This is a genomic window from Verrucosispora sp. WMMD703, from assembly GCF_049178935.1.
In the GTDB taxonomy this organism is placed as follows: domain Bacteria; phylum Actinomycetota; class Actinomycetes; order Mycobacteriales; family Micromonosporaceae; genus Micromonospora; species Micromonospora sediminimaris.
In genome coordinates, this window is sequence record NZ_JBMHMM010000004.1 from 3,675,766 (window position 1) to 3,699,607 (window position 23,842).

The following is a 23,842-nucleotide window of genomic DNA, read 5'->3' on the forward strand; positions in this document are numbered from 1 at the left end:
GTGGCCAAGCGAGACAGACGACCAGCCAGCGGACCCGAGGTGACCGGGACGTGCCCGTGCGGGCAGGGCCTGCCGTACGCGGACTGCTGCGGACGGCTGCACCGGGGTGAGGCCGACGCGCCCACGGCCGAGGCGCTGATGCGGTCCCGGTACGCGGCCTTCGCCGTGGGCGACCCGGACTATCTGCTGCGCAGCTGGCACTCCGGTACCCGGCCGCCACGGCTGCACCTCGACCCCGCCCAGCGCTGGACCGGGTTGGAGGTGCTCGACACCGACGGCGGTGGCCTGTTCGACAGCACCGGCACCGTGGAGTTCCGCGCCCACTACCGGGAGGGACGCGATCCGGGCACGGTGACCGAACGCAGCCGCTTCGTCCGTGAGGACGGCCGCTGGGTCTACCTCGACGACGACCTGGGCTGAAGCCGTTAACCACCCCGGGCCACCCCCACCGACGCGAGCGGTCTCCGGTCATCGGACGGCCGGATCGCCAGTGCCACCGCGATCAGCAGGTACGGCACGGCGGCGACCGCGAACGCCACCCGATTGCCCGCCACGGTAGCGACCAGGCCGTACCCGCCGTACACGACGATGATCGTCAGGTCGGTGGCCATCCCGGCAAGCGAGGTGACGGTGGCCCGCCCCGGCCCGGTGATCCGGGCCTGTAGTCGCGCGTCGGCCAGCACAGAGGCCAGTTGAAGACCACAGAACGCCACTGCCACCAGCCCGAACGCGGCCGGGTGACCCGACAGTGCGCCCCCGGCCAGGGCCAACGCCGAGCCGGCCAGCAGCAGCGCAAAGCCACGACTGCCGAACCGCTGACCGACCGGGGCGAGCAGACCACCGACGACCTGCCCGAGCGTGACGATCAGGAGCAGCAACGGCACGGTGGTCAGCGCGACGCCGGTGTCGCGGGCCAGCAGCGGCGTGTACTCGTCGAGTGCGCCCCAGACGGCACCGACCCCGGCGACGAGCAGCACCGCCCGGCGCACCGACCGGTGACCTCGGGCCTCAACGACTCCCGCGCGCAGCCCCTGCCACCAACCGAGTTCGTCCCCGTCCGGGTCGGCGGCCGTCACGGTGTCCGCCGGCCCACTGACCACGGTTGGGGCCGCCCTGCCCACGGCCGGCACGGCGAGGTCGGCGTCGAGGTCAGCCGACGCGGCGCGATCGACGCCACGCGGCACGGCGCGATCGACGTCGAGGCCGCCCGGCGGGGCGGAGGCGACGCCGGCCGGGCGGGTGGCCTGGTGGTGTTCGGGGAAGCGGACGGCGACGGCCGCGGCGAGCAGGCACACCGCGATACTGGCCGCGCCAACCGCTGGGTAGCCACCGAACGCGAGCACGGGAGCAGCCAGCACGATCGACGCCAGCACACCGAGGGTGCCGGCGGTGCGCGCCCGGCCGATGACGCGGGCGTACCGGTCGGCGGCACCGAGCCGGTCTAGTTCGTCGAAGACCAGAGCCTCCGTCGCGCCGGAGGCGAGCGCGCCGCCGGCCCCCCAGAGGACGAACCCGGCGGCGAACGCCGGATAGGACGGCGCGAGGATCCAGAGGGCGAAGCCGGCGGCCGTGCACAGCGGCGCGAGGCAGAGCATCCGCCGTCGGGAGGTCGCATCGGCCCAGGCGCCGGAGGGCACCTCCAGCGCGATGCTGGCCAGCGACCAGATGACGAACAACGAGGAGATCTGCCCGACCGACAGGCCGGTGTCTGCGAACAGCAGCGCGTACACCGGGTAGAGCAGCACCAGGTCGGTGAGGAACGCGTACGCGTAAAGCGTGCCGGCCAGGCGGCGGGCACGCGGCGAGGTCGGGGTCATCGGGGCCTTTCAGGTGGACGGGTCACGGACGCCGGTGTCACGGCGTTCGTGGCGGCCCACGGCCTCGGATGACGGATCAATGTCGCCAGGTCATGGCGCTGATGCTAACGCCCCACCCGGCGGTTCCGCACGGGTGATTCGGGCATGGCCAACGGCCCGGGCGGGACGGGACCGGTACCGGTCCCGTCCCGCCCGACGGTCAACGCTGCTCGCCGGTCTTCGGCAGCACGATTGTCGAGTCGCTGTCGGCGGAGTCGCGCGGTGCCGGCGCCTGCGGCGGATTCGGAGTGACCACCTGGGTGGTGTCCGGGTCGCTCTCCGGCGACGCCGAGGGCTGCGTCGGGGCCGGGTCCTGGCGCGGTAGCGGCGTGGTCGCGTCGGGATCGATGGCGGGGCCGGTGACGACCTGGGTCGCCTCCGGGTCGTCACCGGTGGAGGTGGGCTCTGCGTTGACCGGGTGGGAGGTGCTGGGCGTGGCGACGTCCGACGCATGGGTGGACGCGCTGGCGGCGGGGTCGGCGGGACGTTCGTCGGCCTCGCGCCGGCCGGCGGAGTAGGCCCGCGCGTGCTCGGCGATGGTCCGCGACTCCTGCTCGGCCCGGGCGAGCCACGACTCCCAGCGGCTCTGCATCGGACGCACCAGCCCGCCACCGACCCCGACCACGAGGATGCCGCCGATCGTGGCCAGCACGGCGATCAGCACCGGCGTGGTCACCGTGGTCGCCACACCGATCTGGTTGAGCGCGGCGATGATGCCGAGTCCGAGGATGAACGCCGAGGCGGCGGTGGCCAGCAGCCGGCCGTAGGACAACCCGCCGAGCGCGCCGGAGATGATGTCCTTCACCGCACTGGCGATGGCGGCGGCGACAACCACGATGACGATCGCCACGAAGGCGCGGGGCAGCCAGGCGATGACCCCGCCGATCAGGTCGGAGATCGGGTTCGGCCCCCAGACCCCGAAGGCCAGGTAGAGGGTGAGCAGCAGGATCCCGTAGTAGGCGAGCCGGGCGACGATGTCACTGGCGTCGTAGCGGGATCGGGCCAGGGCCCGGCGGATGCCGCCGCGCTCGACCGCACGGTCGAAGCCGACCCTCTCGAGCAGCCGGTTGACCAGCTTCAGCGCCGCCTTGGCCAGCAGCCAGCCGACCACCAGAATGGCCACGAAGGCGAGCGCCTTGGGCAGGAAGAGAAGTATCGAGCGGAGGGTGTCCCCCACCGCGTCACCAAAGTCGTCTCGCATCGGATGGTCCTCCACAGGGGCAGGTGGTTCGTCCGGCCCGACCTACCCGCCTGCCCCTGCGCAGAAACCAGTGGAGGAGACGACCTACGGACGCAGTTGGGCCAGTGAGGCGACCGCGACCCCGTGCGCGTACTGCTTCGACACCGCGTCGATCAGCGGGCTGAAGTCGTACTGGATGAGTGCTCCGTACTGGAAGAGCCCCATGCCGCCGGCGGATGCTCGGGCCACGTGCGTACGGGTGACGGTGTCGTACGGGCCGGAACAGAAGAAGCCGCCGTCGAGCCAGATCGGATCGTGGTAGTTCATCCAGAATTCCTCGTTGACACCGTACGGAGTTCCCATGCAGTACGGCTGCCACTGGGTCTGCACCCGGGTGAACGCGTTGACAAGCAACGACCTCAGCTCGGTGACGCTGAAGCGGGCCTGGGCCCGGGCGATCAGGGCGATCGGCCCGATGGCGCCGAGCAGGATGCCGAGCTGGTTCTTCGCCGAGGCGTTGGTGACCGCGTTCCACAGCGCGTCGATGAGCGTCACGCAGCTTGTCACGTCCTGCGCCCAGCGCTGCTTGAGGCTGAGCGGGAACTCGGCGATGTCGGCGAACTCGAGCACATGGTGCCGTACGCAGCCGGTCGCCTCCGCCACCGCCAAGGCGTCGGCGTGTGCGTTGATCGCGTCCCGCGAGGCGTTTACCGCGCCGATGATCTGGCTGGTCGCCTGTTCGAGAGTGAGTCCGCCGTTCTGGGAACTGTTGAAGTACGAGTAGGCCGCAGCAGCGAACTGGATGATGGCCGCCACCGTCGTCGGGTCCACGGCCGCCTGTGCCGGTCGGGCTCCGCCCGGCACGACGAGCCCGGTGGCCAGCACCACAGCCGCCATGCCGGTAGCGAATCGCTTACGTAGTCTTGTCACCGATCGCCTCCCTGGTTATCCATGGTTTGTAGGACCGCCCGGGCCACCGCCCAACTCGTGCCCGCCCCGGCGGCCTCCAACAGCGACTCCGGCGAGTACGGGCCCTCCCGCCAGTCGCCGAAGTACTCGTAGTCCTGGAATTCCAGTCGCCGACCGTCGGGCGCGGTGCAGACGTGCACGACGTGGTAGATCGACGGGTGCGGGTCCAGGTCACCTTGCGCGGGGGGTGCGCAGACCGGCTTGAGGTTCTCCACGATCGACTCCAGTGCCTCCCGGTAGTGGCGCATCAGCGTGGTCGTGCCGAACCCGGCCTTGGCCCGGGCGGCCAGCGCCATCGGGTAGAGCGTGTGGATCGCGTACCCGAGGTCGTTGCGGGACTTGGGGTCCGTCATCGCGTTGAAGACGCTCGCCGCCATGTCGGCGTCGCGGGTGACGGCCATCGCCCAGTCCCAGAGCGTCTCCTCCTCAAAGATCTCTATGTCGTTGAACTCCACGATGTGCGCCCGTGCCGCACCGAGCCACGGCGCCGCGGCGAGGGCGTCCATGTGCGTGAGCACCACCGACTCGGCATCGTCGACAGCCAGGACGGTGTCGGTCACCAGCTGGGCGATCTCCTCGGGGCTGAGCCCGCCGTCACTGAACAGGTTCAGCAGCTGGATGACAGTGGTGCCGATCTTCTGCACGGGCACCGTGCCGTCGGCGGCGTGCGCCGGCGCCGCCGTAGCCGGAACAGCCAGGGCGACCGCCAGCGTGGCGGCGACGAGCGTACGTACCGGTTGACGTCCCATGGCGATTCTCCTTCGCCCTGTTATCGACGGACGCGAATAGCGTGGACCGTGCGGCACCGGCTTGTCTTCGTCATCGGTGACAACCCGGATGCGCGATCGGGCAACGCCGCTTGTCACTTGTGGTGACCCGATCGAACGCGGTGCCACCCTTCGCGGAGCGCTGGTTATTACTCGGGCGGGGGCACTAATCTCTGAGGTTGAGGTGACGCGGGAACGGCTGGACCTTCGAGGCAGGGGCTTCAATGGGAGACCTGTTCCACCAGCTCAGCAAGCAGGTCGACCGCAACGCCCGACGGGCTGTTCGGGTGTACCAACGCGAGCTGCCCGAGTTTCGGCGGGTCGATGTGTCCAGCCACGGGCTCGCCGCGATGATGGATTTCGCGGTGCTGCTCCGCCGCCGCACCGCTGCGCTCGCGGCCGACGAGCAGCCTTTCACCGACGACGATCTGCGGCACATGGAGTCGGTCGGCCAGGAGCGCGGCGAACGCGGCATCTCCGCCGGAGCCCAACGCCAGGTGCTGACGCTGCACTCGACGCTGACACTTCAGGAGATCCGCGAGGCGGCCGGGCCGGACGACATCGAGGACGTGATGCGAATGCTGCGGTGGCTGGGCCCGCAGGGCGCGGTCGCCCAGGCCGCGTACACCCGGGGTTTCCTCGCCGGGCAGCACCGCAGCGTGCCGTTCGCAGCGCGGATACAACACCTCACGCTGGCGCTGCTTCACGACGACCCCGCCGCCGGTCAGCTCGCCGGTGACCTCGCCCTGTCCCACCACGGGCCGTACCTGGTCACGGTCGTCACCATCCGAGGCGACACGCGACGCCTGACCGCCAAGGTGCGCGCCAGAACCATCGAAACGCTGCTGCGCGTGCGCCGCACGCCGATGATGTGGCGCAAGCCGTCGGAGTTCGTCCTGCTTACCCCCGTGTCGGAGGCGGTCGGAACGCTCGTCGCCACGGAGCATCAGATCGCTCTCGCGGTGATCCGCGGTCTCGCCGACACCGTCGGCCGTCCGCTGTCGATCGGCACCGCCGCCGGCCCCACCGGCAGCCTGGCCGAGACCGCCGACCTGGCCCGCCGGGTCAGCTGCGTCGCGCCCGCGCAGCCGAGGCCGGAGTGCCTGCACACGGTCGCCGACGTCATGATCGAACTCGCTGTCGCACAACTGCCCGCGGTCGACCGCTGGCTCGACGACCTCACCCGCCGTCTCTCCGCCGGCCCCGATCTTATCGAGACGCTCGCTGCCTACTACGACAACGACATGAACCGCCTTCGTACCGCGGCGGCCCTCAACATCCATCCGCGCACGCTCGACTATCGCATCCGCCGGGCCCACGAACTGCTCGGCTTTCACCCCGCGACGGCCCGAGGCGTACGCCTGATCGGTGCCGGCATCGCCCGTGCTCGGGCCGACCGGACGCAGTGAGCCGGCCGGTGCCGGTCCGCCGCAGCGTCGCGGCCGCCTCGACGAGCCGCTCCGGCCCAGGACGGCAACCCTGGGCCGGAGCGATGGAGCTGGTCGATCAGACGAAGTTCACGTCACTGCACCACATGTACGCCTGGTCGAGGTGCGAAGCCTGCCAGATGACGAAGACGATGTGGCGTCCGGTGTAGCCGGAGGTCGAGACGTTGAACGAGATGTTCTGCGCAGGCGCGTACCTGCCGGTCTGCGTGATGAAGTCGAGGTTGCCCCAGCCGAGCCGCTGGGTGGTGGGGTCGAACCCCTGCTTGCTGACGTAGACGCGGAAGAAGTCGGCGCCGTGGCTGGCCTGGTCGTAGAGCTGGACCGTGAAGTTGCGGCTCACGTTCGTCGTCCGCCACGCGCCAGGCTGGTTCAGGCTGTTGTTCCTGGACAGCCCGTTGCTGCACAGCTGCCCGTCGGGGGTGCGGCCCTGGAAGTTGCCGCCCAGACCGTCCCGCAGCGCGCTCATCCAGTTCCACATGGTGTCGGGGTTGGCCTGGAACGCCTGCCAACACATGGGGTCCTGCTGCTGCATGGCCGGGTTGGTGTGCTGGCTGCCCCAGCTCTGCCAGCACTGGTAGGCGCGGGAGGCCGGGTTGATGATGGTGCCGTGCGCCTGGGCCGGGGTGGCCCAGGGCAGCACGCCAACGATCATCGCGAGTAGCACGGCAAACACCCGAAGGGGCTGGCGGACGGCTGACCGGGACCGTCCGCCGCTCTGATCAGGCCTGCGTGAACGCATGTGCGTCCTCCGTTCCTCGGTGGTGTCGGTGGATGGGAGCGCTTCCAACGCCAGACAAGCATCGAGTCGCATAAATGTCAATTATGATCTTAATTGGTGCCACTGTGTCCCGAGCCGGCCCGAGTCACCGTGAAGGGCACCAATGCCCCATCTGTGCTGCGACGATGGCCCACTCCGCCACCCACCCGATCACCCGAACGACGTCCCGGATCGAAACTTTCGGTTGTTGACGGCTCGCGATTCATAGTACGAGAGCGCCGTCAGGCCGGCTCGTACCAGAGGCGGATGTCGGTGTGGCCGGCAGAGGTCGTCAAGTCGCGTCCGCAGCGAGCAGCGGCAGCCGCTCGGCGGCGGCGCTGCCCGGTTCCACGGCGCTACCCGGTTCCACGGCGTGGGCGATCAGGATGGGGCCGCTGCATCCCGGGGGCCGGTAGGCGTCCCAGCCGCAGACGCATCCCGACCACCGGCCCGTCGGAGTCAGCCTGGACAGGCGTAGCTGACCTCGGTCGCTGCCTGCGCCGGCGCCGGCGACAGGATGTTCACCGTCGCGGTCTCCGTGGTGCTGCCGACCCCGGTGAACGACCAGCGCAACGTCAGCGTGACGCTACGCTGTCCCCGACCGACGCGCTCGGTGAGCAGAGCACCAGGCGCACTGCCGGTCCGCAGCCACTGATACTCGATCACGCCCGCGCGGCCGTTGGTCCGCACGGTGGCGACCACGTCGACGGTGACGTCGCAGCGTGCCTCGGCCGGTCGGGGCACGCTCGCGGTGACATCGGCGATCTCCAGCGGGCTGAGTCGCTGCCAGATCCACAACCCCACCGCGGTCAGCAGCGCAAGGCTCAGCAGCGCGGAGAGCACGGTGGTCAAGCGACGCCAGAGCGACGGCCGGCGCGGCGGCGCGGGTGCCGGCCAGGCCGGTGCCGCTGGCGGGGCGACCGGCACGCCGGGACCGAACCGCAGCTCGCCGCCGGGCCCGGCGGTGGGCGCGGGCAGGGCCGTGCCGCCGGTACGCGTACCGACCGTGACATTCGCGGCCATCGTGTCTCCCCCGGTCCCAGCCAGCGACAGCGTCGGCTCCGCAGCGTCGAGCGACGGCTTAGGTGCGGTCACGGACGGTGGGTGTGCGGGCAGAGTGACGGTCGGCTCGGCCGGTACCCGTTGGGTGGGCAGGGCCTCCGTGGCGTCGTCGTCCGGCTGATTCACGCTGTCGTCTCCTGCGTTCGTCGCGGGCCTGGGTGCGGGGGCGGCTGGTCAGCCGGGCGTGCAGAAGGAGTAGAGCGTCACGTGCACCGTCGCACCGGTGGTGGTGTTACCGGCGGCATCGGTGGCCAGGACCGCGACCGGGATCCGCGTGGTCGCTCCGGGCCTGGGCAGGTCGCCGAGCACGCCCCGGAACTGGCCGCCACGCAGCTGAGCCATGTTCTGCTCGTAGGACCGCTTCTCGAGCGTGTAGCGCAGACGGACCCGCAGTTCACCCGAGTCGGTACGGTCGTCGGCGACGAGCGCGGTGACCGTGCTCGCGGTCGGCCCGAACGGGCAGCCCGCCGGATCAAGTTCGGTCGGACTCGCGGTGACCCGGTCAACGGTGGGCGCGGTGGTGTCCGACGGCGGTGCGGGACTGGTGGACGACGTGGGCACCGGCGTCGCGGGCTGTGAGCCGCCCGGGGGACGCACCGACCGGCTCGGCTCGACCGTGGTGCCGCCCGTCGGGACGGTCCCCGTACCGGTCGGGGTGGGTGAACCGGTGGTGCCGACCGTCGGCACGTCGGACGTCGGCGTCGGCTGCTGTGCGGCCGGAACTCCGACGGTCGGGACGGTCCCGGCGGTCAGATCCGTGCGGGCCTCGGTGGCCGCCGCCGCACCGACCGACGGTGGCTCGTCCTTCCCGGCGTAGCTGAGTCCGGCAACGCCGACCAGCATCGCCGCCACCAGGCCGGACCCGACCAGCGCCGCCCGGGACCGTCCGGTCCGCCGAGGTACGGATCCGTCGGCGGCCTCGCCCACCGATGTCGGCGCATAGGTGCCGACCGCCGTGCTGGCCACGCTGATGCCGCCCCCGCTGCCGTCCGGGAACGGAAACAGCGCCGCCAGCAGCGCTGCCCGGCGAGCCAGCTCGCGCCACCCGCGTTCCTCCCAGTCGTCCCCGTAGGCACCGGCGGCTACCTCCTCCAGGCTGGCGAGGAAGACCTGCGCGGGCTGTGGACGGTCGTCGGGCCGCTTGGCCATCCCGTCGCGCAGCAGGCCGTGCACCGGGCGCGGCGCCCGATCGGTGGGGATCGGCGCCCGGATGTGCTGCCGGCGCAGCGTGGCCAGATCCCGCCCGTCGAACGGCGGGTGGCCGGTGAGGCATTCGAAGAAGGTGGCGGTGGCGGCGTAGATGTCGCAGGCCGGGCTGGCCGGCGCACCGGACCACTGCTCGGGAGCCATGTAGCGGGGGGTGCCGGTGACAGTGCCACCGGAGGCGGCACCGACCGGCATGGCGATGCCGAAGTCGGCGAGCTTGCTCGCGCCCTCGGCAGTCACCAGCACGTTCTCGGGTTTGTAGTCACGATGTACCACGCCGCGCGCGTGCGCCGCACCGAGCCCGGCCAGGGAACCCTTGAGCACGCAGAGCGCCGACTCCGGTGTGGTGGGGCCCTGCGCACGCAGCATCTGGCGCAGCGACACGCCGTTGACCAACTCCATCACGATCGCCGCCCCGCCGGGCGCCTCGACGTACTCGTAGAGGCGACAGATGTGCGGGTCGTCAATGTCGGCAAGCCGCCGCGCCTCGTCCCGGAAGTCGGCCCGCAACAGCTCGTCGTCGGGCCCGGTGGTCAGATACTTGATCGCCACCGCGGTGCCGGTGGCGTCGTGCACGGCGAGATCGACGCTGCCGGAGGCACCGGCACCGAGCCGACGGACCGGGGTGTAGCCGGAGACCTGCCAACCGTTCATGTCGCCACTATCCGTGCCACGCGCAAGTGAACGGTGCCGCTGAACACGCGATCATTATCGCCACCGCCGCCAGTGACGCCATCGGCCCGGCGGGTGCACCGACCCCACCGGGTGGCCAACTGGTGAGTCGTCCGGTGGGCACGGTCGGCGGCCTACCCGCTGCGCCTGGTGCCGCCGACCGGCGCTGAGCTGCACCGCCCCGACGTTTGACCGGGCTCGGCGACGGAAAGTGTGGCGGGATGAGATGGGCCCGTCACGCCGTACCCGCCGCCGTCACCGCCCTCGCCGCGCTCGCCGCCCGTGACCTGCTGCAACGCGAGCACGCGCTGAGGCGCAACTTCCCGCTGCTGGGTCGCGCCCGCTACCTGCTCGAATCGCTCGGGCCGGAGCTGCGGCAGTACATCGTGGCCGGCAACAACGAGGAACGTCCGTTCACCCGGGACCAACGCCGCTGGGTGTACGCGTCGGCGAAGCGGCAGAACAACTACTTCGGGTTCGGCACCGACAACGACATCGAGTACAGCCCGGGATATCCGGTCATCAAGCACCGCACCTTCGGTCGGGCGGTACCGCCGTCGACGCCGACTACCGGGCACGAGGTGCGGCTGCCGTCGGCGAAGGTGCTCGGAGGCGCGCGACGCCGCACCCACGCGTTCCGCCCCGCATCGGTGGTGACCATCTCCGGGATGAGCTTCGGCTCCCTGTCCGGCCCCGCTGTCGAGGCGTTGAACCGGGGCGCGGCGCTCGCCGGCTGCCTGCACAACACCGGCGAGGGCGGGCTGTCCCCGTATCACCGCAACGGCGGCGAGCTGATCCTGCAACTGGGTACCGCGTACTTCGGCTGCCGCGACGATCGGGGCCGGTTCGACCTGGCCCGGCTCAAGGACGTGGTCGCCGGCGCACCGGTGCGGGCGCTGGAGATCAAGCTCAGTCAGGGGGCCAAGCCCAGCCTGGGTGGCCTGCTGCCGGGGGCGAAGGTGTCGGCGGAGATCGCCGCGACCCGGGGAATCCCGGTCGGACGGGACTGTGTCAGCCCCTCGCGGCACGCGGAGTTCGCAGACTGCGACAGCCTGCTCGACTGGGTGGAACTCCTGGCCACCGAGACCGGTCTGCCGGTCGGTATCAAATCGGCCGTGGGCGACCTCGATTTCTGGACCGAGCTGGCCGACCTGATGCGCGACACCGGCCGAGGCGTCGACTTCGTCACCATCGACGGCGGCGAGGGCGGCACCGGGGCCGCGCCACTGATCTTCACCGACTCCGTGTCGCTGCCGTTCCAGCAGGGCTTCGCCCGGATCTATCCCATCTTCGCCGAACGTGACCTGCACGAGCAGGTCGTCTTCGTCGGCTCCGGCAAGCTCGGCCTGCCCGACAACGCGGTGGTCGCGTTCGCGCTCGGCTGCGACCTGGTGGCCGTGGGCCGGGAGGCGATGCTGGCGATCGGCTGCATCCAGGCGCAGAAGTGCCACACCGACACCTGCCCCACCGGAGTGGCCACCCAGAACGCCTGGCTGACCCGGGGGCTGGACCCGGCATCGAAGTCGGTCCGGGCGGCGCACTACATCAAGACGCTGCGGCGGGACCTGATGAAGGTCGCCGAGGCGTGCGGGGTGGAGCATCCAGGGCTGATCGGCACCGACGCCGTGGAGATACTCGGCGGGCGGACCAGCGCCACTCCGCTGCGCGAGGTGTACGGGTACCAACCTGGCTGGGGCCTACCGTCGGCGGCCGACCGCAAGGCGGTCGTGGAGCTGATGTCCACCGAGGCACCCCAGGGCGGCAGCGCTCCCCCGTCACCGACCGCCCAGCGTTGACGCCCGACGTTTCACACCAGCCGCCGACGGTGGTTTCGAGCCCCGCGCGGGTCGACCGGGGCCGACCCGCGCGCGTCCGGGTCGCCAAAGGACGGATCACGTTCGTGCCATCTCAGCACGGATCAGCGGCAGGCCCCTCCTCCGGCGTCGACCGTCATCACCGTCCTGGGCGGCGTCGCCTGTAGGGCGGGTGGTACCCGACGCGTCGGAACGGTCGAGTGACTGATCCGGACCGACGGGACCGGCCGCCAGAGCAGGTTGACGGTAGTGCCGCCGGGACCCGACAGACGTTGCCGGCCCCGGTAGCCGAGCCGGCGATAGAGACGCAGGTCGTCGTCGTGCACCTCCGCGTACGCGGGCAGGCCGAGGTTGTCCATGTACCGGTGGCTGCCGGCGAGGACGGCGGCGGCCTGACGAGCCCGGTCGGCGTCCGGGGGTGCGGCGAGGAACGCGAGGTGGTTGTGTGCCTCGGCGGGCCGCCGCGCGGCAAGGAGATGGTCGACGCGACGGAAGCGCACGGCGTGTTCGCCGCTGGCGTCGTCGAGTCGCTCGTCGTAGCGGGGTGGCGGCGGGATCGGGCGATAGCGGTGGAACCAGACGGTGGCGGCGGTCCCGTCCTTGAGCAGGAACGCGTCGCCGAACAGCAGGGCGTGCTCGGTCCAGATGCGGGCCACGGCGGCGATCACGGCGGCACGGCGCCGCTCATCGGGCACGAGCCACGCGCCGAGGGACGTGGGGACGATCGTGGCGGTGAGCAGGTCGACGATCCAGTCGACGTCGCACCATCGGGCACGGTTGACCGGCAGGGTGACGTGCATGGTTACTCCTGGTGAGGCATGAAGTCGGAAAAGTAGGTGATGGGCCGGTGCCAGGCAGTCACACGCCGGCAGGCCCGGGACGGTCGACGGTGTAGACCGCCGTCAGGTGTCGCGTCGCGCGGCCACGACCGACGTGGCGGCGCGGAGGTGGCAGCGAGCGGTCAGGCGGGCCGGCTGCGCGGGCGTGGCGAGCGGGAGGGGCGTCTCCGGGTACGCGCCAGCCGGGTCACCCGGCCGCTGACCGCTGGCGGCGACCAGCCGGCCACGGCCATGTCGACCGGGCCGCTGTGCGACGTCGGTGCCGACTCGGCGCCGCTGGTGCCGGGAGCCGGCGACGAGGGCGGCGGACCCGGCGTACGGTCGGCCTGCCCGTCCCGCTCGTGCAGTCCACCGTCGACGATCTCCTCGCCGCTGTGCGGCAGCGAAGCCGCCGGGTGGCCGGACCGGTGACGGATGACGTGGTGGACGGAGCCGATCTGCCGGGCGCTGTCCGCGCCGGCGTCGGCCCGGTCCGGCCTGGCCGGTAGCGCGGGTTCGGCTTCCGGTGCCGGTAGCATGGCGGGATCCGGATCGGGTCGGGGGGTCGGGTCCACCGGTGCCGGAGCGGGTTGGGGCAGCTCGACGACCGGATCCAGCACGTCGAGCACCGGCTCCAGCCCCACCACTACGGAGTCCAGCAGCGGCAACTCGGCATCCAGCAGCTCCACAAGGGCGGCGATGAGCGGCGCTGCGAGCGTCCCGGCCTCGGCGACCACGACGGCCACCTCGTCGCGTACCGCCTCGGGCAGTCGCGCCAGCGGCTCCGCCGATCGGCTGTGGGGCCGGCTCGCAGCTGGCGACCCGGCCGTCCGCTGCGCTGCCGGTGCCGCACCCGCCGGGTGGGCAGCGACCCGAGGTGCGCTCGGCCTCGGTCTCGACATGCTCGGGTCGGTCGACGGTGGCGCATACCCAGCCGGTGGCGCCGGGTCAGCCGGTGGCGCGGTGTCCTGCGGTGGTCGCCCACCGGCAGGTGGTGACGGCGGTTCCGCCGGCCTGGCGTCGGCGGATGGTTCGGGCTCGTCGGGCGGAAGCGGTCGGGGCGGATCGGACCTGGGCGGTGGGGCCGGCGGCGATGGGGCCGGCGGCGGGGGCTCCGGGGCGGGCGGATCCGACGTGAGTGCCGGGGCGAGCAGACCTCGAACGAGGTCGCCGACGCGGGGCGTTGCTCCGCCCTGAGTGACGGCCGGCGGCTCCCCGGCGGCCCGGGCGGAATCGGCCGAGGCGACGTCGTAGGCGCACCATGCCGCCCCGGCGACCGCGGTCAGGAAACCGAGTCGTAGGACCGCGCGGGCGAGGCCACGCCGTCGTCTCGTCACCGGCGCCTCCCGTGCCCGACCGCCACCCGCTGCGAACGCACCCTAACTCACTGCGACAGCACGGTCACGAGCCACGGGCGTGTCGATCCGCCAGGTTCCCAACTGGTCCAACCAGTTGACGGGTTGATGTACCCTGGGCCACACTGCCGGGCATGGCATTCGTCCCCGTCACCCGGGCCTCCGTCTCCGACCTGGTCTTCGGACAGTTGCGCGACGCCATCGTCAGTGGCACCTACCGCACCGACGACACGCTGCCCGGCGAACGGGAGCTGGCGACGACCTTCCAGGTGAACCGACATGCGGTCCGGGAGGCGCTGCGTCGGTTGCAGCAACTCGGCCTGGTCCGGATCAGCCAGGGCGGGGCCACCCGGGTGCTGGACTGGCGGGTGCACGCCGGTCTGGATCTCGCGCTGTCGCTGGTGCGCTCCGGCGACGTACTGCCGGTCGCCACCCTGGTCCGCGACATGATGGACATGCGGGCCTGCATCGGCGTCGACGCGGCCCGGCTCTGCGCCCGCCGGGCCGACGACGCGGCGCGGCGACGGATCGTCCGCGCGGTGGAGGAGTTCGCCGACCTCGCACCCGATCTGACCGCGATGGGTGAGGCCAACATCGCCGTCTGGCGGTTGATCCTGGACGGCTGCGGCAACACCGCGTACCTGCTGGCCTTCAACAGCCTGGTGGCCGGCGCCCTGGCGGTGGCCGAGGTGCCGCCCCAACGGCGCGCCACCGAACTGCTCGACGTCACCGGGCACCGCCGGCTGGCGTCGGCAATCGCCGACGGCCGGGACGTCGAGGCCGCCGAAGAGGCCCGATCGCTGCTCACCGCCGCGCTCACCGCCCCGACCAGAAAGGACAGCCGGGCATGATCCCCGCCGTGCTCTACGCCATCCCCGCGTTCCTCCTGCTCATCACCGTCGAGGCGCTGTCGTACCGGTTCGCGCCCGACGACGCCGAACGGGGTTACGAGGCCCGGGACACCGCCACCAGCCTGACCATGGGGGCCGGCAGCCAGGTGATCGGCGTGCCGTGGAAGCTGCTCACGATCGGCCTGTACGCCGCCGCCTACACGATCTCGCCGTTCAGTCTCTCCCCCGGCGACTGGTGGGTCTGGGTGTTGTTGTTCTTCGCCGACGACTTCGCCTACTACTGGTTCCACCGGGCCCACCACGAGGTGCGACTGCTGTGGGCGGGACACGTGGTGCACCACTCCAGCGTGTTCTTCAACTTCTCCACCGCGCTGCGGCAGAGCTGGACACCGATGACCTCGCTGCCCTTCTGGCTGGGCCTGGCCCTGCTCGGCATTCCACCGTGGATGATCTTCCTTCAGCAGTCGATCAGCCTGCTCTACCAGTTCTTCCTGCACACCGAGCGGATCAACCTGCTGCCCCGACCGATCGAGTTGCTGTTCAACACCCCCTCACATCACCGGGTGCACCACGGCTCGAACGACGAGTACCTGGACCGCAACTACGGCGGCATTCTGATCATCTGGGATCGACTCTTCGGGACCTTCCAGGCTGAGGGCGACGCGGTCCGGTACGGCCTGACCAAGAACATCGGCACCTACAACCCGCTGCGGGTGGCGACCCACGAGTACGCGGCCATCTGGCGGGACCTGCGCACCGCCAGGTCCTGGCGGGAGCGGCTCGGGTACCTGCTGCGCCGCCCGGGCTGGCAGCCGGCCCGATGAACACCGCGACCGGCACCGGCCGGAGGCTGGTGGACACGCGGCTGCGGCGGCCGGACCGGGATGGGGTGTTGCTCTGGGCGTTCGCCGTCGTGGCGGCCGTCGAACTGGTCGCCGTCGCCACCGACGTGCTCGCGGTGCAGTGGTTGGCCAAGCCGCTGCTGGCGCCGCTGTTGCTGGCCTGGCTGTGGCGGGTCCGCGCGGCGAACGCCCCGATCGCGGTCGGCCTGCTGCTCGCCACCGCCGGAGACGTCGCGCTGCTGATGCCGTCGGACGCCGCGTTCCTGGTCGGGATGGGCTGTTTCCTCGGCACCCAGTTGGCGCTCGTCACCGCGTTCGTGGGTCACCGCCGGGCCCGACCGGCGGCGCTGGCCGGGTACCTGGCGCTGTGGGTGGTGGCGAACGCGCTGCTGTGGCCGCGGCTGGGCGAGCTGCGGCTGCCGGTGCTCGGGTACAGCCTGGCGCTGTGCCTGATGGCGGCGACCGCGACCGCGCTCGGTCTGCGGGTCGCGCTCGGCGGCGCGCTGTTCCTCTTCTCGGACCTGTTGATCGGCCTCGGTGCGGCCGGTACGACGGTGCCCGGACACAGCGTGCTGGTGATGGCGACCTACAGCGCCGCACTGTTCCTGATCAGCACCGGCTGGGCAGCGGCGAGCCGGCACCGACCCTAATGGCCCTGGTAGAGGGCGGCGACCTCGTCGGCGAAATGATCCTGCACCGCCTCCCGCTTGATCTTGAGCGTGGGGGTGAGTTCCCCGTCCACCTCGGTGAGATCCCGGTGCAGGATCCGGAAGGTCTTGACCTGTTCGGCCCGGGAGATGCTGCGGTTGGCCCGGTCGATCGCCATCTGGATCTCGCCACGTAACGCCGGATCGTCCCGCAACGCGGACACCGACGCCCCGGGGTGGCCGTGCTGCTCCCGCCAGCGCGTCCACGCCTGCGGGTCCACCGTCACCAGCGCGGCGACGTAGGGGCGACCGTCGGCGACCAGCATCACCTGACTGATCAGTGGATGCGCTCGGATCCGCTCCTCGATCGGCGCGGGCGCGATGTTCTTGCCGGCGGCCGTGACCATGATGTCCTTCGTCCGTCCGGTGATCCGCAGGAAACCGTCGTCGTCGATCGTGCCGAGGTCGCCGGTACGCAGCCACCCGTCGTCGGTCAACGCCGCCCGGGTGGCCTCCGGGTTGTTCCAGTAGCCGCCGAACACCACCTCGCCCCGGGCGTGGATCTCGCCGTCGTCGGCGATGCGGATCCGTACCCCCGGCAGTGGTTTCCCGACCGTGCCGATCCGCATCGCCGTCGGCAGGTTCGCGGTAAGCGCGGGGGAGGTCTCGGTCAACCCGTACCCCTCCAGCACGGTGATTCCGGTGCCCCGGAAGAAGTGACCCAGCCGCTCCCCCAGCGGCGCGCCGCCCACGATGGCCATCCGGCACCGTCCGCCGAGTGCGGCGCGCAACCGGCGGTACGCGGCGAGGTCGAACACCAGGTGCGCCAGGCGGAGCAGCCTTCCGGGGCCACGTGACGTGTCCAGCGCGCGGCTGTACCGCACGGCCGCCCGCTCGGCGAGGCCGAAGAGCCATCCCCGGTGCGCGTCCTCGGCGGTGTGCCGGGCCTGGTCGTGCAGCTTCTCGAACATCCGGGGCACGGCGAGGATGAAGGTGGGCTTGAACCGGCGCAACTGGTCGAGCACCCCGGAGATGTCGGCGCTGTGCACCATGGTGGCGCGGTTGTGCACCATGCCGATCTGGATCAGTCGGGCGAAGGCGTGCGCCAGCGGCAGGAACAGCACAGTCGTCGCACCCGCATGCAGCAACTGGGGCAGCACCGCGGTGGCGTTGCCGATGTCGGCGGCGAGATTGCGGTGCGCCAGCACGCAGCCCTTCGGCGGGCCGGTGGTGCCGCTGGTGTAGACGATGGTGGCGATGTCGGCGCCGGTCACGGCGGCTCGACGCGCATCCACCTCGGTGGCGTCGATGGCGCGGCCCCGCGCCACCAGCTCGATGAGATCACCGGCGTCGATACGCCAGGTCTGCCGCAACTCGGGCAGCTCCGAACGCAGATCGGCCACGCTGAAGGCGTGGTCCGCGGTCTCCAGCACGCAGCCGACCGCACCGGAGTCGCCGAGCATCCAGCGGATCTGTTCCGGGCTGGAGGTGTCGTAGATCGGCACGGTCACCGCGCCGATCGACCAGAGCGCATAGTCCACGAGCGTCCACTCGTACCGGGTGCGGCTGAGCAACCCGACCCGGTCGCCGTGCGCGACCCCGGCAGCGACGAAACCGCGGGCCACCGCGACCACGTCATCGCGGAACTGCCGGCAGGTCACCGGCAGGGCGCCGCCCCGCCCGGAGCGGCGCACCGGCCACGACCGGGGATCCGGGTCGGGCCGGACGAACTGCACCGCGTCCGGGTCCTCGGCCGCGTTGCGCCACACCTGCTCCGCCAGAGTCGTGTCCTCGCCGCTGACGATCGGCTCGACCGCTGTCTCCCGCATGCCCGCTCACCTGCCGTCGCGTCACCCAGCCAAGGCCACCCGAACAGATGCTGAACTCCCCCCACGCGCCGCGCCCTGAGAACCCCCGAATCCACCCCGCGCCATCCCACCTCGTGCTACCCCCGACACCCCCACCCCACCGCCGCACCCACCCCACTTCGTCGATCTTGCAGTTCCGGTCGGCGAAACAACCCTTTCGTGGCTTTCGCGGGGACAAAAAGTGCAAAATCGACGAGAGCTGGGCGGGGGCGGTCACCAGTCATGGACGGTGCCGTCCTGGAGCCGGTTGAACGGCAGGTACGCCGGTTGGTACGGGAACCGGGCGGCGGCCTCCTCGTCCAGTTCGACGCCGAGACCCGGCTGCTCACCCGGGTGCAGGTAGCCGTCGGTGAAGGTGAACGACTGGCGGAACACCTCGTCGGTGAGGGCGCCGTGCCGCATGTACTCCTGGATGCCGAAGTTGTGGATGGCCAGGTCAAGGTGGAGCGCGGCGGCCATGCCGACCGGCGAGATGTCGGTCGGCCCGTGGATGCCGGACTTGATCTGGTACTGCGCGGCGAAGTCGAGCAGCTTGCGCATCGCGGTGATGCCGCCGGTGTGGGTGACCGCGGAACGCACGTAGTCGATCAACTGTTCCCGGATCAGGGTCTGGTAGTCCCAGACAGTGTTGAACACCTCGCCGATCGCCAGCGGGGTGATGGTGTGCTGACGGACCAGCCGCAGCGCGTCCTGGTTCTCCGCCGGGGTGCAGTCCTCCAGCCAGAACAGGTCGTACGGTTCCAGGGCCTTGCCCAGCCTCGCGGCCTGGATCGGGGTCATCCGGTGATGCCCGTCGTGCAGCAGCGGCAACTCGGGCCCGAACTCGTTGCGGACCGCCTCGAAGACGCTGGGCAGGTGGCGCAGGTACGCCCGGGTGTCCCAGTCCTCCTCGGCCGGCAACGGGGTGCGCTGCGCCGGCTCGTAGTCGTAGCGCTTACCGTCGGCGCTGGGCTGGGTGGCCACCCCGTACACGGCGTTGATGCCGGGCACCGAGGTCTGCACCCGGATGGACCGGAAGCCGAGGTCGAGGTGGGCCCGGATGGAGTCGAACAGCTCCGGCAGGTCCCGCCCGGAGGCGTGGCCGTACGCCATGATGCCGGTGCGGGACGCGCCGCCGAGCAACTGGTAGAGCGGCATCCCCGCGGCCTTTGCCTTGATGTCCCAGAGCGCGACGTCGACCGCGGCGATGGCCGCCATGGTGACCGGCCCGCGCCGCCAGTACGCCGAGCGGTACAGAAACTGCCAGGTGTCCTCGATACGGTGCGCGTCGCGCCCGAGCAGCAACGGCACGACGTGGTCGCGCAGGTACGAGGCGACGGAGAGTTCACGCCCGTTGAGCGTGCCGTCACCGAGGCCGGTGATGCCGTCCTCGGTGGTGATCCTCAGGGTGACGAAGTTGCGATCCGGGCTGGTGACGATGACGTCGGCGGCCACGATCTTCACGAGGGGTGCCTTTCCCGCGGGCCGTTAACCCGGCGGCGGCACCGGCGGCGAGTCGGGGGAACCCGCGTTGAGCTCGACTTTGTACTGGCCCGAGATGCTAGGCCACAACGCCACCGCGCCGCCATCCCGCGGCCGGGAAGCTCCCTCGGCCGACCGCCTGCCCGATGTGGCCCAGCGCCACCCCTTCCACCCGGCACGCCGGCTCCCGTCCGGGTGGTGCGTACGATGCGGCACATGGCGTTGTTGCACCGAGCGGACATCCGTCCCACCAAGCTGGAACTGTTGGCGGCCTGGCTGCCGACCCGCGACTGGTACGAAGGCGGCGTCGACGTGAGACGCGTGGCCGGGTACCGGTTCGACGACCCGGCCGGGCAGGTGGGCATCGAGACGCTCCTCGTCGCCGGCGGCGACGGGCCGGTGCACCAGGTGCCGTTGACCTACCGTGGGGCGCCGCTGGACGGTGCCGACGAGTGGCTGGTGGGCACCACCGAGCACTCGGTGCTGGGTCGGCGCTGGGTCTACGACGCGGTCGGCGACCCGGTGTACGCGGCTGCTCTGGCCGAGGCCGTCCTGGCCGGCACGGGACAGGCCGAGGAGTACTTCGAGGTTGACGGCCGGCGCGAGGTACGCCCGCCCAGCATGGCCATCACCAGCGACGCTCCCGCCGTCGCCGTGCCTGCGGTCGGCGCGGTGCTCCGGGTGGTCGACGGCGACCCGACGCTCATCGTCACCGACACCGTCGAGCTGGGGGTGATCCGCCGCCCCGGATCCACCGCCGCCCCCGCCGGTGCCACCTTGACCGGCAGCTGGGACGACGTCCGGCTCTCGCTGGCGTACGCCGCGCCGCGCTGAACCGGCACGGACACCGCGACGGCCCCGCGCCGCGCCATGTGCGCGTCAGTCGGTGAAGGCGGACAGGTCGAACCGGGTCAGGCGGTCCGGGTCGGCGATCACGTCGATCTCGACGATGCGACCGTCGCGGATGCTGAACGCCATCACCGACAGTGGGCGGTCCGACGCCATGACGACCACCCCGGCGGCACCGTTGATCAACGCGGGCCGCGCGAACGGCGAGAATCGTCCGAACGTCGTGGCCCGGGCGGCCACCGCCGGAGCGCTGGTGATCACGGTGGTGTGGCGGGTGCGGGTGGTGCCACCATCGGCACGAAGCACCACGTCCGGGTGCAGCACGGCGACGAGTCCCTCGAGGTCACCGTCCCGGGCTGCGGCGAGGAACGCGTCAACCAGCGCGCGCTGCCGGGCGAGGTCACGGTCGGTCGGCGGGGCCTGTCCGCGTACCCGACGGCGGGCTCGGCTGGCCAGCTGCCGTGCGGTGGCCGGCGACCTGTCGATCATCGGGGCGATCTCGTCGAAGGGCACCCCGAACATGTCGTGCAGCACGAACGTGAGACGTTCGGCGGGCGTCAGCGTGTCGAGCACCACCAACAGCGCCAGCCCCACCGAGTCGGCCAGCATGGCGGCCTGCTCGGGATCGTCGGGTCCGGCGGGCGTGATCACCGGGTCCGGCACCCGGACGTCCCACGGCTCCTCGCGCCGCCGCTGCCGGCTGCGCAGGATGTTCAGGCACACGCGGGAGACCACAGTGGTCAGCCAGGCGGCGAGGTTGTCCACCTCGTCGTGGTCGGCGCGGGAGAGCCGTAGCCACGTCTCCTGCACGGCGTCATCCGCCTCGCCGAGCGATCCGAGCATCCGGTAGGCCACCGAATGCAGGTACGGCCGTTGCTGCTCGAACCGCTCGGCCAACCAGGCGGACTCGCCCACGCCACTCCCCTTCCTGAAGGTTCACCCACCCGACCCCGGCCGGAGCCTGAATGTGACGAGCACCGGTCTGGATGTGCCGAGGGTGCCAGCGCCCGGCGGGACGGGTGCCGCCGGTCAGGCCAGGATGACGGGGTTGGTCAGGGCCGCCATCCGCCGATCCGGGTGGCGTACCTCGGCCCGGACGAAGCCGCCCTCCCGCGCGACGGTGCGCCAGCGGACCGTGCCCGTCCCGTCGGCGGGAAGTCGCTCGCGGAGCACGGTGCCGCGTTCGGTGTGCAGACCGACGACGCCGGACGGCACCCCGGACACCCGCAACCGCACCTCGATCGGCTCGCCGCCGGAGTCCAGGCGTTCACCGACACCGACCACGCGATCACCGCTCGCGGCGGTGAACGCCAGGTCGACGGCGGCGGAGCCGGCGATCCAGCTCCGGCCGGTCCGCAGGCCGGCGAGGACCGCGTCGACGCCCAGTTCCTCGGCGAAGACCACGGTGTGCGGGGTGCCGAGCTGACCGGCGAGGTGAGCGTCGCTGTTGCCGACCGCCGGCCACCACCGTCCCCGATGGATGTCGTGGCCGAGGTTGCGTCCCCACTCGGCCAGCGCCGCCTCGTTGTCCGCGTTCCACGGCAGGTCCGAGCGCCACTGTCCGTTCCACACCTCCACCGCGTCGAAGCACCGGTACGGATAGGCCAACGTCCCCGACTCGTACGGCGCGTACGGGTGGGCGGCCACGCAGATCCCGCCCCCTCGGCGTACCCGGGCCAGTTGCCGGTCGATGGCGTCGTCGCGGACCCCGTACCGCCACTCGACCGGATGCCCGGGGTCGAGGCCGAGGGCGAGCCAGTGACCGGTGTGAGTGGTGACCTCCTGACCGAGGATGACCAGCAGGTCATCGCCCGCGTACCGGCTCCACTCATGGTGCCCGGCCGTGGTGTTGTGCTCGGTGGTGGCGACGAAGTCAAGGCCGATCTCGCGGGCGGCGGCGGCGAGCTGCCCCGGGGTGAGTTCGCCGCCGGCGGAGAGCGTCGTGTGCAGGTGGACGTCGCCCCGATACCAGCCGGGCTTCGAGCACACCGGCTCGCTCTTTCCCCGTGAGGCCGACGTGCGTGGCCAGCTCACCTGACCGGGGTGGTGCACCACTGCGGCAGCGGGTGCCGTAACGGATCGGACCACCTCCGCGCGCTATGTGACGGAGCAAACCGGGGCCAGGCCCGCCCCTGACCCGGTGCCCTGGAAACCGAACTCAGTCGACTGACCAGCGGCCACGGAGCCGTTGTAGCTGACATTGGCGAACTGGACCGTTCCGGTGTTGCCACTGCGGTTGGCGTTCCACGCGTTGGTGACGGTGGCGCCGGACGGCAGGGCGACGGTCACCGTCCAACCATCGATCGACGATCCCGTCGGGGTCACCCGGATCGTGGCTACAAAACCACCGTTCCACTGGTTCAGCGACACCGACGTGGTGCAACCCGCCGCCGGCGGCGGAGTGGTGGGCGGCGCGGTCGTCGGAGGCGCGGTCGTCGGAGGCGGAGTATCGCCGCCGATCGCACCCGGGACCGCCCGCAGGGCGTCGTACCAGACGGCGGCCATCTTGCTGTAGCCACGAGCGTTGGGGTGTACGCCGTCCGCCAGGTCCGCCAGCGTCAACGCGTTGTACATGTCCACCAGGTGCACGCGACGCCCGGCGTCAACCTTGCTCTGCACGATTCCGGGTATCGCCGCGTTGAACGTGCGCACCTGACTGTCCGCTCCGGACAGCGGCACGATGGTGGCGACGAACACATCGGCCGCCGGCGCGGTGGCGGTGATCTTGTCGATCAGCGTGGACAGCCGGGACGGTGCGCCGGACGAGTTGCCGAACATGTCGTTGGTCCCGATGTGCAGCATCACCGTGCGGGGTGTGGTGGCCCGCAGCCAATTGACCACGTTGGCGTCGATCTGCGCGATAGTCCACCCCGAGTGGCCCTCGTGGTTGCGGTCACCCAGACTGCTCGGGCCGTTGGACATGGAGCCGACGAAGTCGACCTGATGGCCGCCGGCCACCAGCTTCTGCCAGAGGTCGATCCGGTAACCGCCGGGCACATTGAACCCGTCGGTGATCGAGTCGCCGAGCGGCATCACCCGTACTGCGGCGTCGGCTGCGGCGTTGGTCGGGCTGGTGGCGATGGCCGTGGTGGCCACGACGGCGGCAAGGGCGGCGAAGATCGCCGACACTTTCAATCTCCGTAGCATGGGCACATTCCCCGATCTGATCCGTTGCGGTTGGTCGAGTCGCCACGGCCGTTGGCGCGTCATGCGTGGTGACGATGGCTGCGGAGGACGGTCGTGCCCACGATCCATCCACTGACGGTGCCACGAATGCGCTCACGGCGGAGGCCGACCATCGCGCTGGCCGGACGGACCGGTCGACACGCCGAGATGCGTCGCGCCCGAACGCAGCCAATCCATGCGCTCGGAGCTGCCCGAACTCCCATAGGGAGGCTAGCCGAAGGACCTCTGCACGGA

Annotated in this window: 21 protein-coding genes; 7 read left to right on the forward strand and 14 right to left on the reverse strand. The window is 71.2% G+C overall.

Annotated features, from left to right (window positions below):
* On the forward strand, positions 1-420 hold the full coding sequence (locus ACN26Z_RS17385) for a YchJ family protein (RefSeq protein WP_282238385.1): 420 nt from the start codon (positions 1-3) through the stop codon (positions 418-420).
* A 5-nt stretch (positions 421-425) separates the two neighbouring features.
* On the opposite strand, the gene ACN26Z_RS17390 is transcribed toward ACN26Z_RS17385, so the two are convergent.
* The 4 genes from ACN26Z_RS17390 to ACN26Z_RS17405 all read right to left on the reverse strand — a co-directional run bounded on the left by ACN26Z_RS17390 (position 426) and on the right by ACN26Z_RS17405 (position 4,754).
* A complete protein-coding gene (locus ACN26Z_RS17390) occupies positions 426-1,817 on the reverse strand; it encodes an MFS transporter (protein WP_421462317.1) in 1,392 nt (463 codons plus the stop codon).
* 199 nt (positions 1,818-2,016) lie between these two features.
* On the reverse strand, positions 2,017-3,057 hold the full coding sequence (locus ACN26Z_RS17395) for a mechanosensitive ion channel family protein (RefSeq protein ID WP_421462319.1): 1,041 nt from the start codon (positions 3,055-3,057) through the stop codon (positions 2,017-2,019).
* An 84-nt stretch (positions 3,058-3,141) separates the two neighbouring features.
* Positions 3,142-3,966, reverse strand: a complete 825-nt coding sequence (locus ACN26Z_RS17400) for a hypothetical protein (RefSeq protein ID WP_282238383.1) — start codon at positions 3,964-3,966, stop codon at positions 3,142-3,144.
* Entirely contained in the window at positions 3,963-4,754 is a 792-nt protein-coding gene (locus tag ACN26Z_RS17405) for a hypothetical protein (protein ID WP_421462321.1), read from the reverse strand. The genes ACN26Z_RS17400 and ACN26Z_RS17405 overlap by 4 nt, the downstream gene beginning before the upstream one ends.
* A gap of 242 nt (positions 4,755-4,996) precedes the next feature.
* On the opposite strand from ACN26Z_RS17405, the gene ACN26Z_RS17410 reads away from it, so the two are divergent.
* On the forward strand, positions 4,997-6,181 hold the full coding sequence (locus tag ACN26Z_RS17410; protein WP_421462323.1) for a PucR family transcriptional regulator: 1,185 nt from the start codon (positions 4,997-4,999) through the stop codon (positions 6,179-6,181).
* Between the two features lie 97 nt (positions 6,182-6,278).
* On the opposite strand, the gene ACN26Z_RS17415 is transcribed toward ACN26Z_RS17410, so the two are convergent.
* From ACN26Z_RS17415 to ACN26Z_RS17425, 3 genes are all read right to left on the reverse strand, one after another.
* Positions 6,279-6,872 (reverse strand): lytic polysaccharide monooxygenase auxiliary activity family 9 protein, encoded by a 594-nt coding sequence (locus tag ACN26Z_RS17415; protein ID WP_332906494.1) that lies wholly within the window; start codon positions 6,870-6,872, stop codon positions 6,279-6,281.
* A 564-nt stretch (positions 6,873-7,436) separates the two neighbouring features.
* Entirely contained in the window at positions 7,437-8,165 is a 729-nt protein-coding gene (locus ACN26Z_RS17420) for a hypothetical protein (RefSeq protein WP_421462326.1), read from the reverse strand.
* A 48-nt stretch (positions 8,166-8,213) separates the two neighbouring features.
* On the reverse strand, positions 8,214-9,899 hold the full coding sequence (locus ACN26Z_RS17425; RefSeq protein ID WP_421462328.1) for a protein kinase domain-containing protein: 1,686 nt from the start codon (positions 9,897-9,899) through the stop codon (positions 8,214-8,216).
* Between the two features lie 239 nt (positions 9,900-10,138).
* Between ACN26Z_RS17425 and ACN26Z_RS17430 the strand changes: the two genes are divergently transcribed.
* The gene (locus ACN26Z_RS17430) at positions 10,139-11,713 is read left to right on the forward strand and encodes a glutamate synthase-related protein (protein ID WP_421462330.1); all 1,575 of its coding nucleotides are present in this window, start codon (positions 10,139-10,141) and stop codon (positions 11,711-11,713) included.
* Positions 11,714-11,835: 122 nt separating this feature from the next.
* Here ACN26Z_RS17430 and ACN26Z_RS17435 read toward each other — a convergent pair whose 3' ends face one another.
* Both ACN26Z_RS17435 and ACN26Z_RS17440 read right to left on the reverse strand, forming a co-directional pair.
* Positions 11,836-12,531: a hypothetical protein gene (locus ACN26Z_RS17435; protein WP_421462332.1), complete on the reverse strand. Its 696-nt coding sequence runs from the start codon at positions 12,529-12,531 to the stop codon at positions 11,836-11,838.
* 161 nt (positions 12,532-12,692) lie between these two features.
* Positions 12,693-13,451: a hypothetical protein gene (locus ACN26Z_RS17440; protein WP_421462334.1), complete on the reverse strand. Its 759-nt coding sequence runs from the start codon at positions 13,449-13,451 to the stop codon at positions 12,693-12,695.
* A 587-nt stretch (positions 13,452-14,038) separates the two neighbouring features.
* Between ACN26Z_RS17440 and ACN26Z_RS17445 the strand changes: the two genes are divergently transcribed.
* From ACN26Z_RS17445 to ACN26Z_RS17455, 3 genes are read left to right on the forward strand one after another with little or no spacing between them, the layout of a single operon-like run.
* Complete coding sequence (locus ACN26Z_RS17445) at positions 14,039-14,755, forward strand: FadR/GntR family transcriptional regulator (RefSeq protein WP_282238375.1); 717 nt, start codon at positions 14,039-14,041, stop codon at positions 14,753-14,755.
* Positions 14,752-15,579, forward strand: coding sequence for a sterol desaturase family protein (locus ACN26Z_RS17450; RefSeq protein WP_421462336.1), 828 nt, complete (start codon positions 14,752-14,754; stop codon positions 15,577-15,579). The genes ACN26Z_RS17445 and ACN26Z_RS17450 overlap by 4 nt, the downstream gene beginning before the upstream one ends.
* Positions 15,576-16,247: a lysoplasmalogenase gene (locus ACN26Z_RS17455; RefSeq protein ID WP_282238373.1), complete on the forward strand. Its 672-nt coding sequence runs from the start codon at positions 15,576-15,578 to the stop codon at positions 16,245-16,247. The genes ACN26Z_RS17450 and ACN26Z_RS17455 overlap by 4 nt, the downstream gene beginning before the upstream one ends.
* Here the strand turns inward: ACN26Z_RS17455 and ACN26Z_RS17460 are convergent.
* Positions 16,244-18,073 carry an AMP-dependent synthetase/ligase gene (locus ACN26Z_RS17460; RefSeq protein WP_421462338.1) on the reverse strand — a complete coding sequence of 610 codons (1,830 nt, stop codon included), beginning with the start codon at positions 18,071-18,073 and terminating at the stop codon, positions 16,244-16,246. The two genes, ACN26Z_RS17455 and ACN26Z_RS17460, sit on opposite strands and share 4 nt — an antisense overlap.
* A 252-nt stretch (positions 18,074-18,325) precedes the next feature.
* Complete coding sequence (gene manD / locus ACN26Z_RS17465; protein WP_421462340.1) at positions 18,326-19,555, reverse strand: D-mannonate dehydratase ManD; 1,230 nt, start codon at positions 19,553-19,555, stop codon at positions 18,326-18,328.
* A 234-nt stretch (positions 19,556-19,789) separates the two neighbouring features.
* Between manD and ACN26Z_RS17470 the strand changes: the two genes are divergently transcribed.
* Positions 19,790-20,407: a CG0192-related protein gene (locus ACN26Z_RS17470; RefSeq protein ID WP_282238371.1), complete on the forward strand. Its 618-nt coding sequence runs from the start codon at positions 19,790-19,792 to the stop codon at positions 20,405-20,407.
* A 45-nt stretch (positions 20,408-20,452) separates the two neighbouring features.
* Here the strand turns inward: ACN26Z_RS17470 and sigJ are convergent, their stop codons facing one another.
* From sigJ to ACN26Z_RS17485, 3 genes are all read right to left on the reverse strand, one after another.
* Positions 20,453-21,337, reverse strand: coding sequence for an RNA polymerase sigma factor SigJ (gene sigJ, locus ACN26Z_RS17475; protein WP_421462343.1), 885 nt, complete (start codon positions 21,335-21,337; stop codon positions 20,453-20,455).
* A 114-nt stretch (positions 21,338-21,451) separates the two neighbouring features.
* Positions 21,452-22,411, reverse strand: coding sequence for a CehA/McbA family metallohydrolase (locus tag ACN26Z_RS17480; RefSeq protein ID WP_421462345.1), 960 nt, complete (start codon positions 22,409-22,411; stop codon positions 21,452-21,454).
* 108 nt (positions 22,412-22,519) lie between these two features.
* On the reverse strand, positions 22,520-23,569 hold the full coding sequence (locus ACN26Z_RS17485) for a cellulose binding domain-containing protein (protein WP_421462347.1): 1,050 nt from the start codon (positions 23,567-23,569) through the stop codon (positions 22,520-22,522).
* Between the last annotated feature and the right edge of the window lie 273 nt (positions 23,570-23,842).

Bases quoted from the DNA above. Each gene is read 5' to 3' on its own strand.
- ACN26Z_RS17390 (WP_421462317.1), bottom strand. From the start codon at position 1,817: ATGACCCCGACCTCGCCGCGTGCCCGCCGCCTGGCCGGCACGCTTTAC.
- ACN26Z_RS17395 (WP_421462319.1), bottom strand. From the start codon at position 3,057: ATGCGAGACGACTTTGGTGACGCGGTGGGGGACACCCTCCGCTCGATA.
- ACN26Z_RS17405 (WP_421462321.1), bottom strand. From the start codon at position 4,754: ATGGGACGTCAACCGGTACGTACGCTCGTCGCCGCCACGCTGGCGGTC.
- ACN26Z_RS17410 (WP_421462323.1), top strand. From the start codon at position 4,997: ATGGGAGACCTGTTCCACCAGCTCAGCAAGCAGGTCGACCGCAACGCC.
- ACN26Z_RS17415 (WP_332906494.1), bottom strand. From the start codon at position 6,872: ATGATCGTTGGCGTGCTGCCCTGGGCCACCCCGGCCCAGGCGCACGGC.
- ACN26Z_RS17425 (WP_421462328.1), bottom strand. From the start codon at position 9,899: ATGAACGGTTGGCAGGTCTCCGGCTACACCCCGGTCCGTCGGCTCGGT.
- ACN26Z_RS17430 (WP_421462330.1), top strand. From the start codon at position 10,139: ATGAGATGGGCCCGTCACGCCGTACCCGCCGCCGTCACCGCCCTCGCC.
- ACN26Z_RS17435 (WP_421462332.1), bottom strand. From the start codon at position 12,531: ATGCACGTCACCCTGCCGGTCAACCGTGCCCGATGGTGCGACGTCGAC.
- ACN26Z_RS17440 (WP_421462334.1), bottom strand. From the start codon at position 13,451: ATGTCGAGACCGAGGCCGAGCGCACCTCGGGTCGCTGCCCACCCGGCG.
- ACN26Z_RS17445 (WP_282238375.1), top strand. From the start codon at position 14,039: ATGGCATTCGTCCCCGTCACCCGGGCCTCCGTCTCCGACCTGGTCTTC.
- ACN26Z_RS17450 (WP_421462336.1), top strand. From the start codon at position 14,752: ATGATCCCCGCCGTGCTCTACGCCATCCCCGCGTTCCTCCTGCTCATC.
- ACN26Z_RS17455 (WP_282238373.1), top strand. From the start codon at position 15,576: ATGAACACCGCGACCGGCACCGGCCGGAGGCTGGTGGACACGCGGCTG.
- ACN26Z_RS17460 (WP_421462338.1), bottom strand. From the start codon at position 18,073: ATGCGGGAGACAGCGGTCGAGCCGATCGTCAGCGGCGAGGACACGACT.
- ACN26Z_RS17470 (WP_282238371.1), top strand. From the start codon at position 19,790: ATGGCGTTGTTGCACCGAGCGGACATCCGTCCCACCAAGCTGGAACTG.
- ACN26Z_RS17485 (WP_421462347.1), bottom strand. From the start codon at position 23,569: ATGCTACGGAGATTGAAAGTGTCGGCGATCTTCGCCGCCCTTGCCGCC.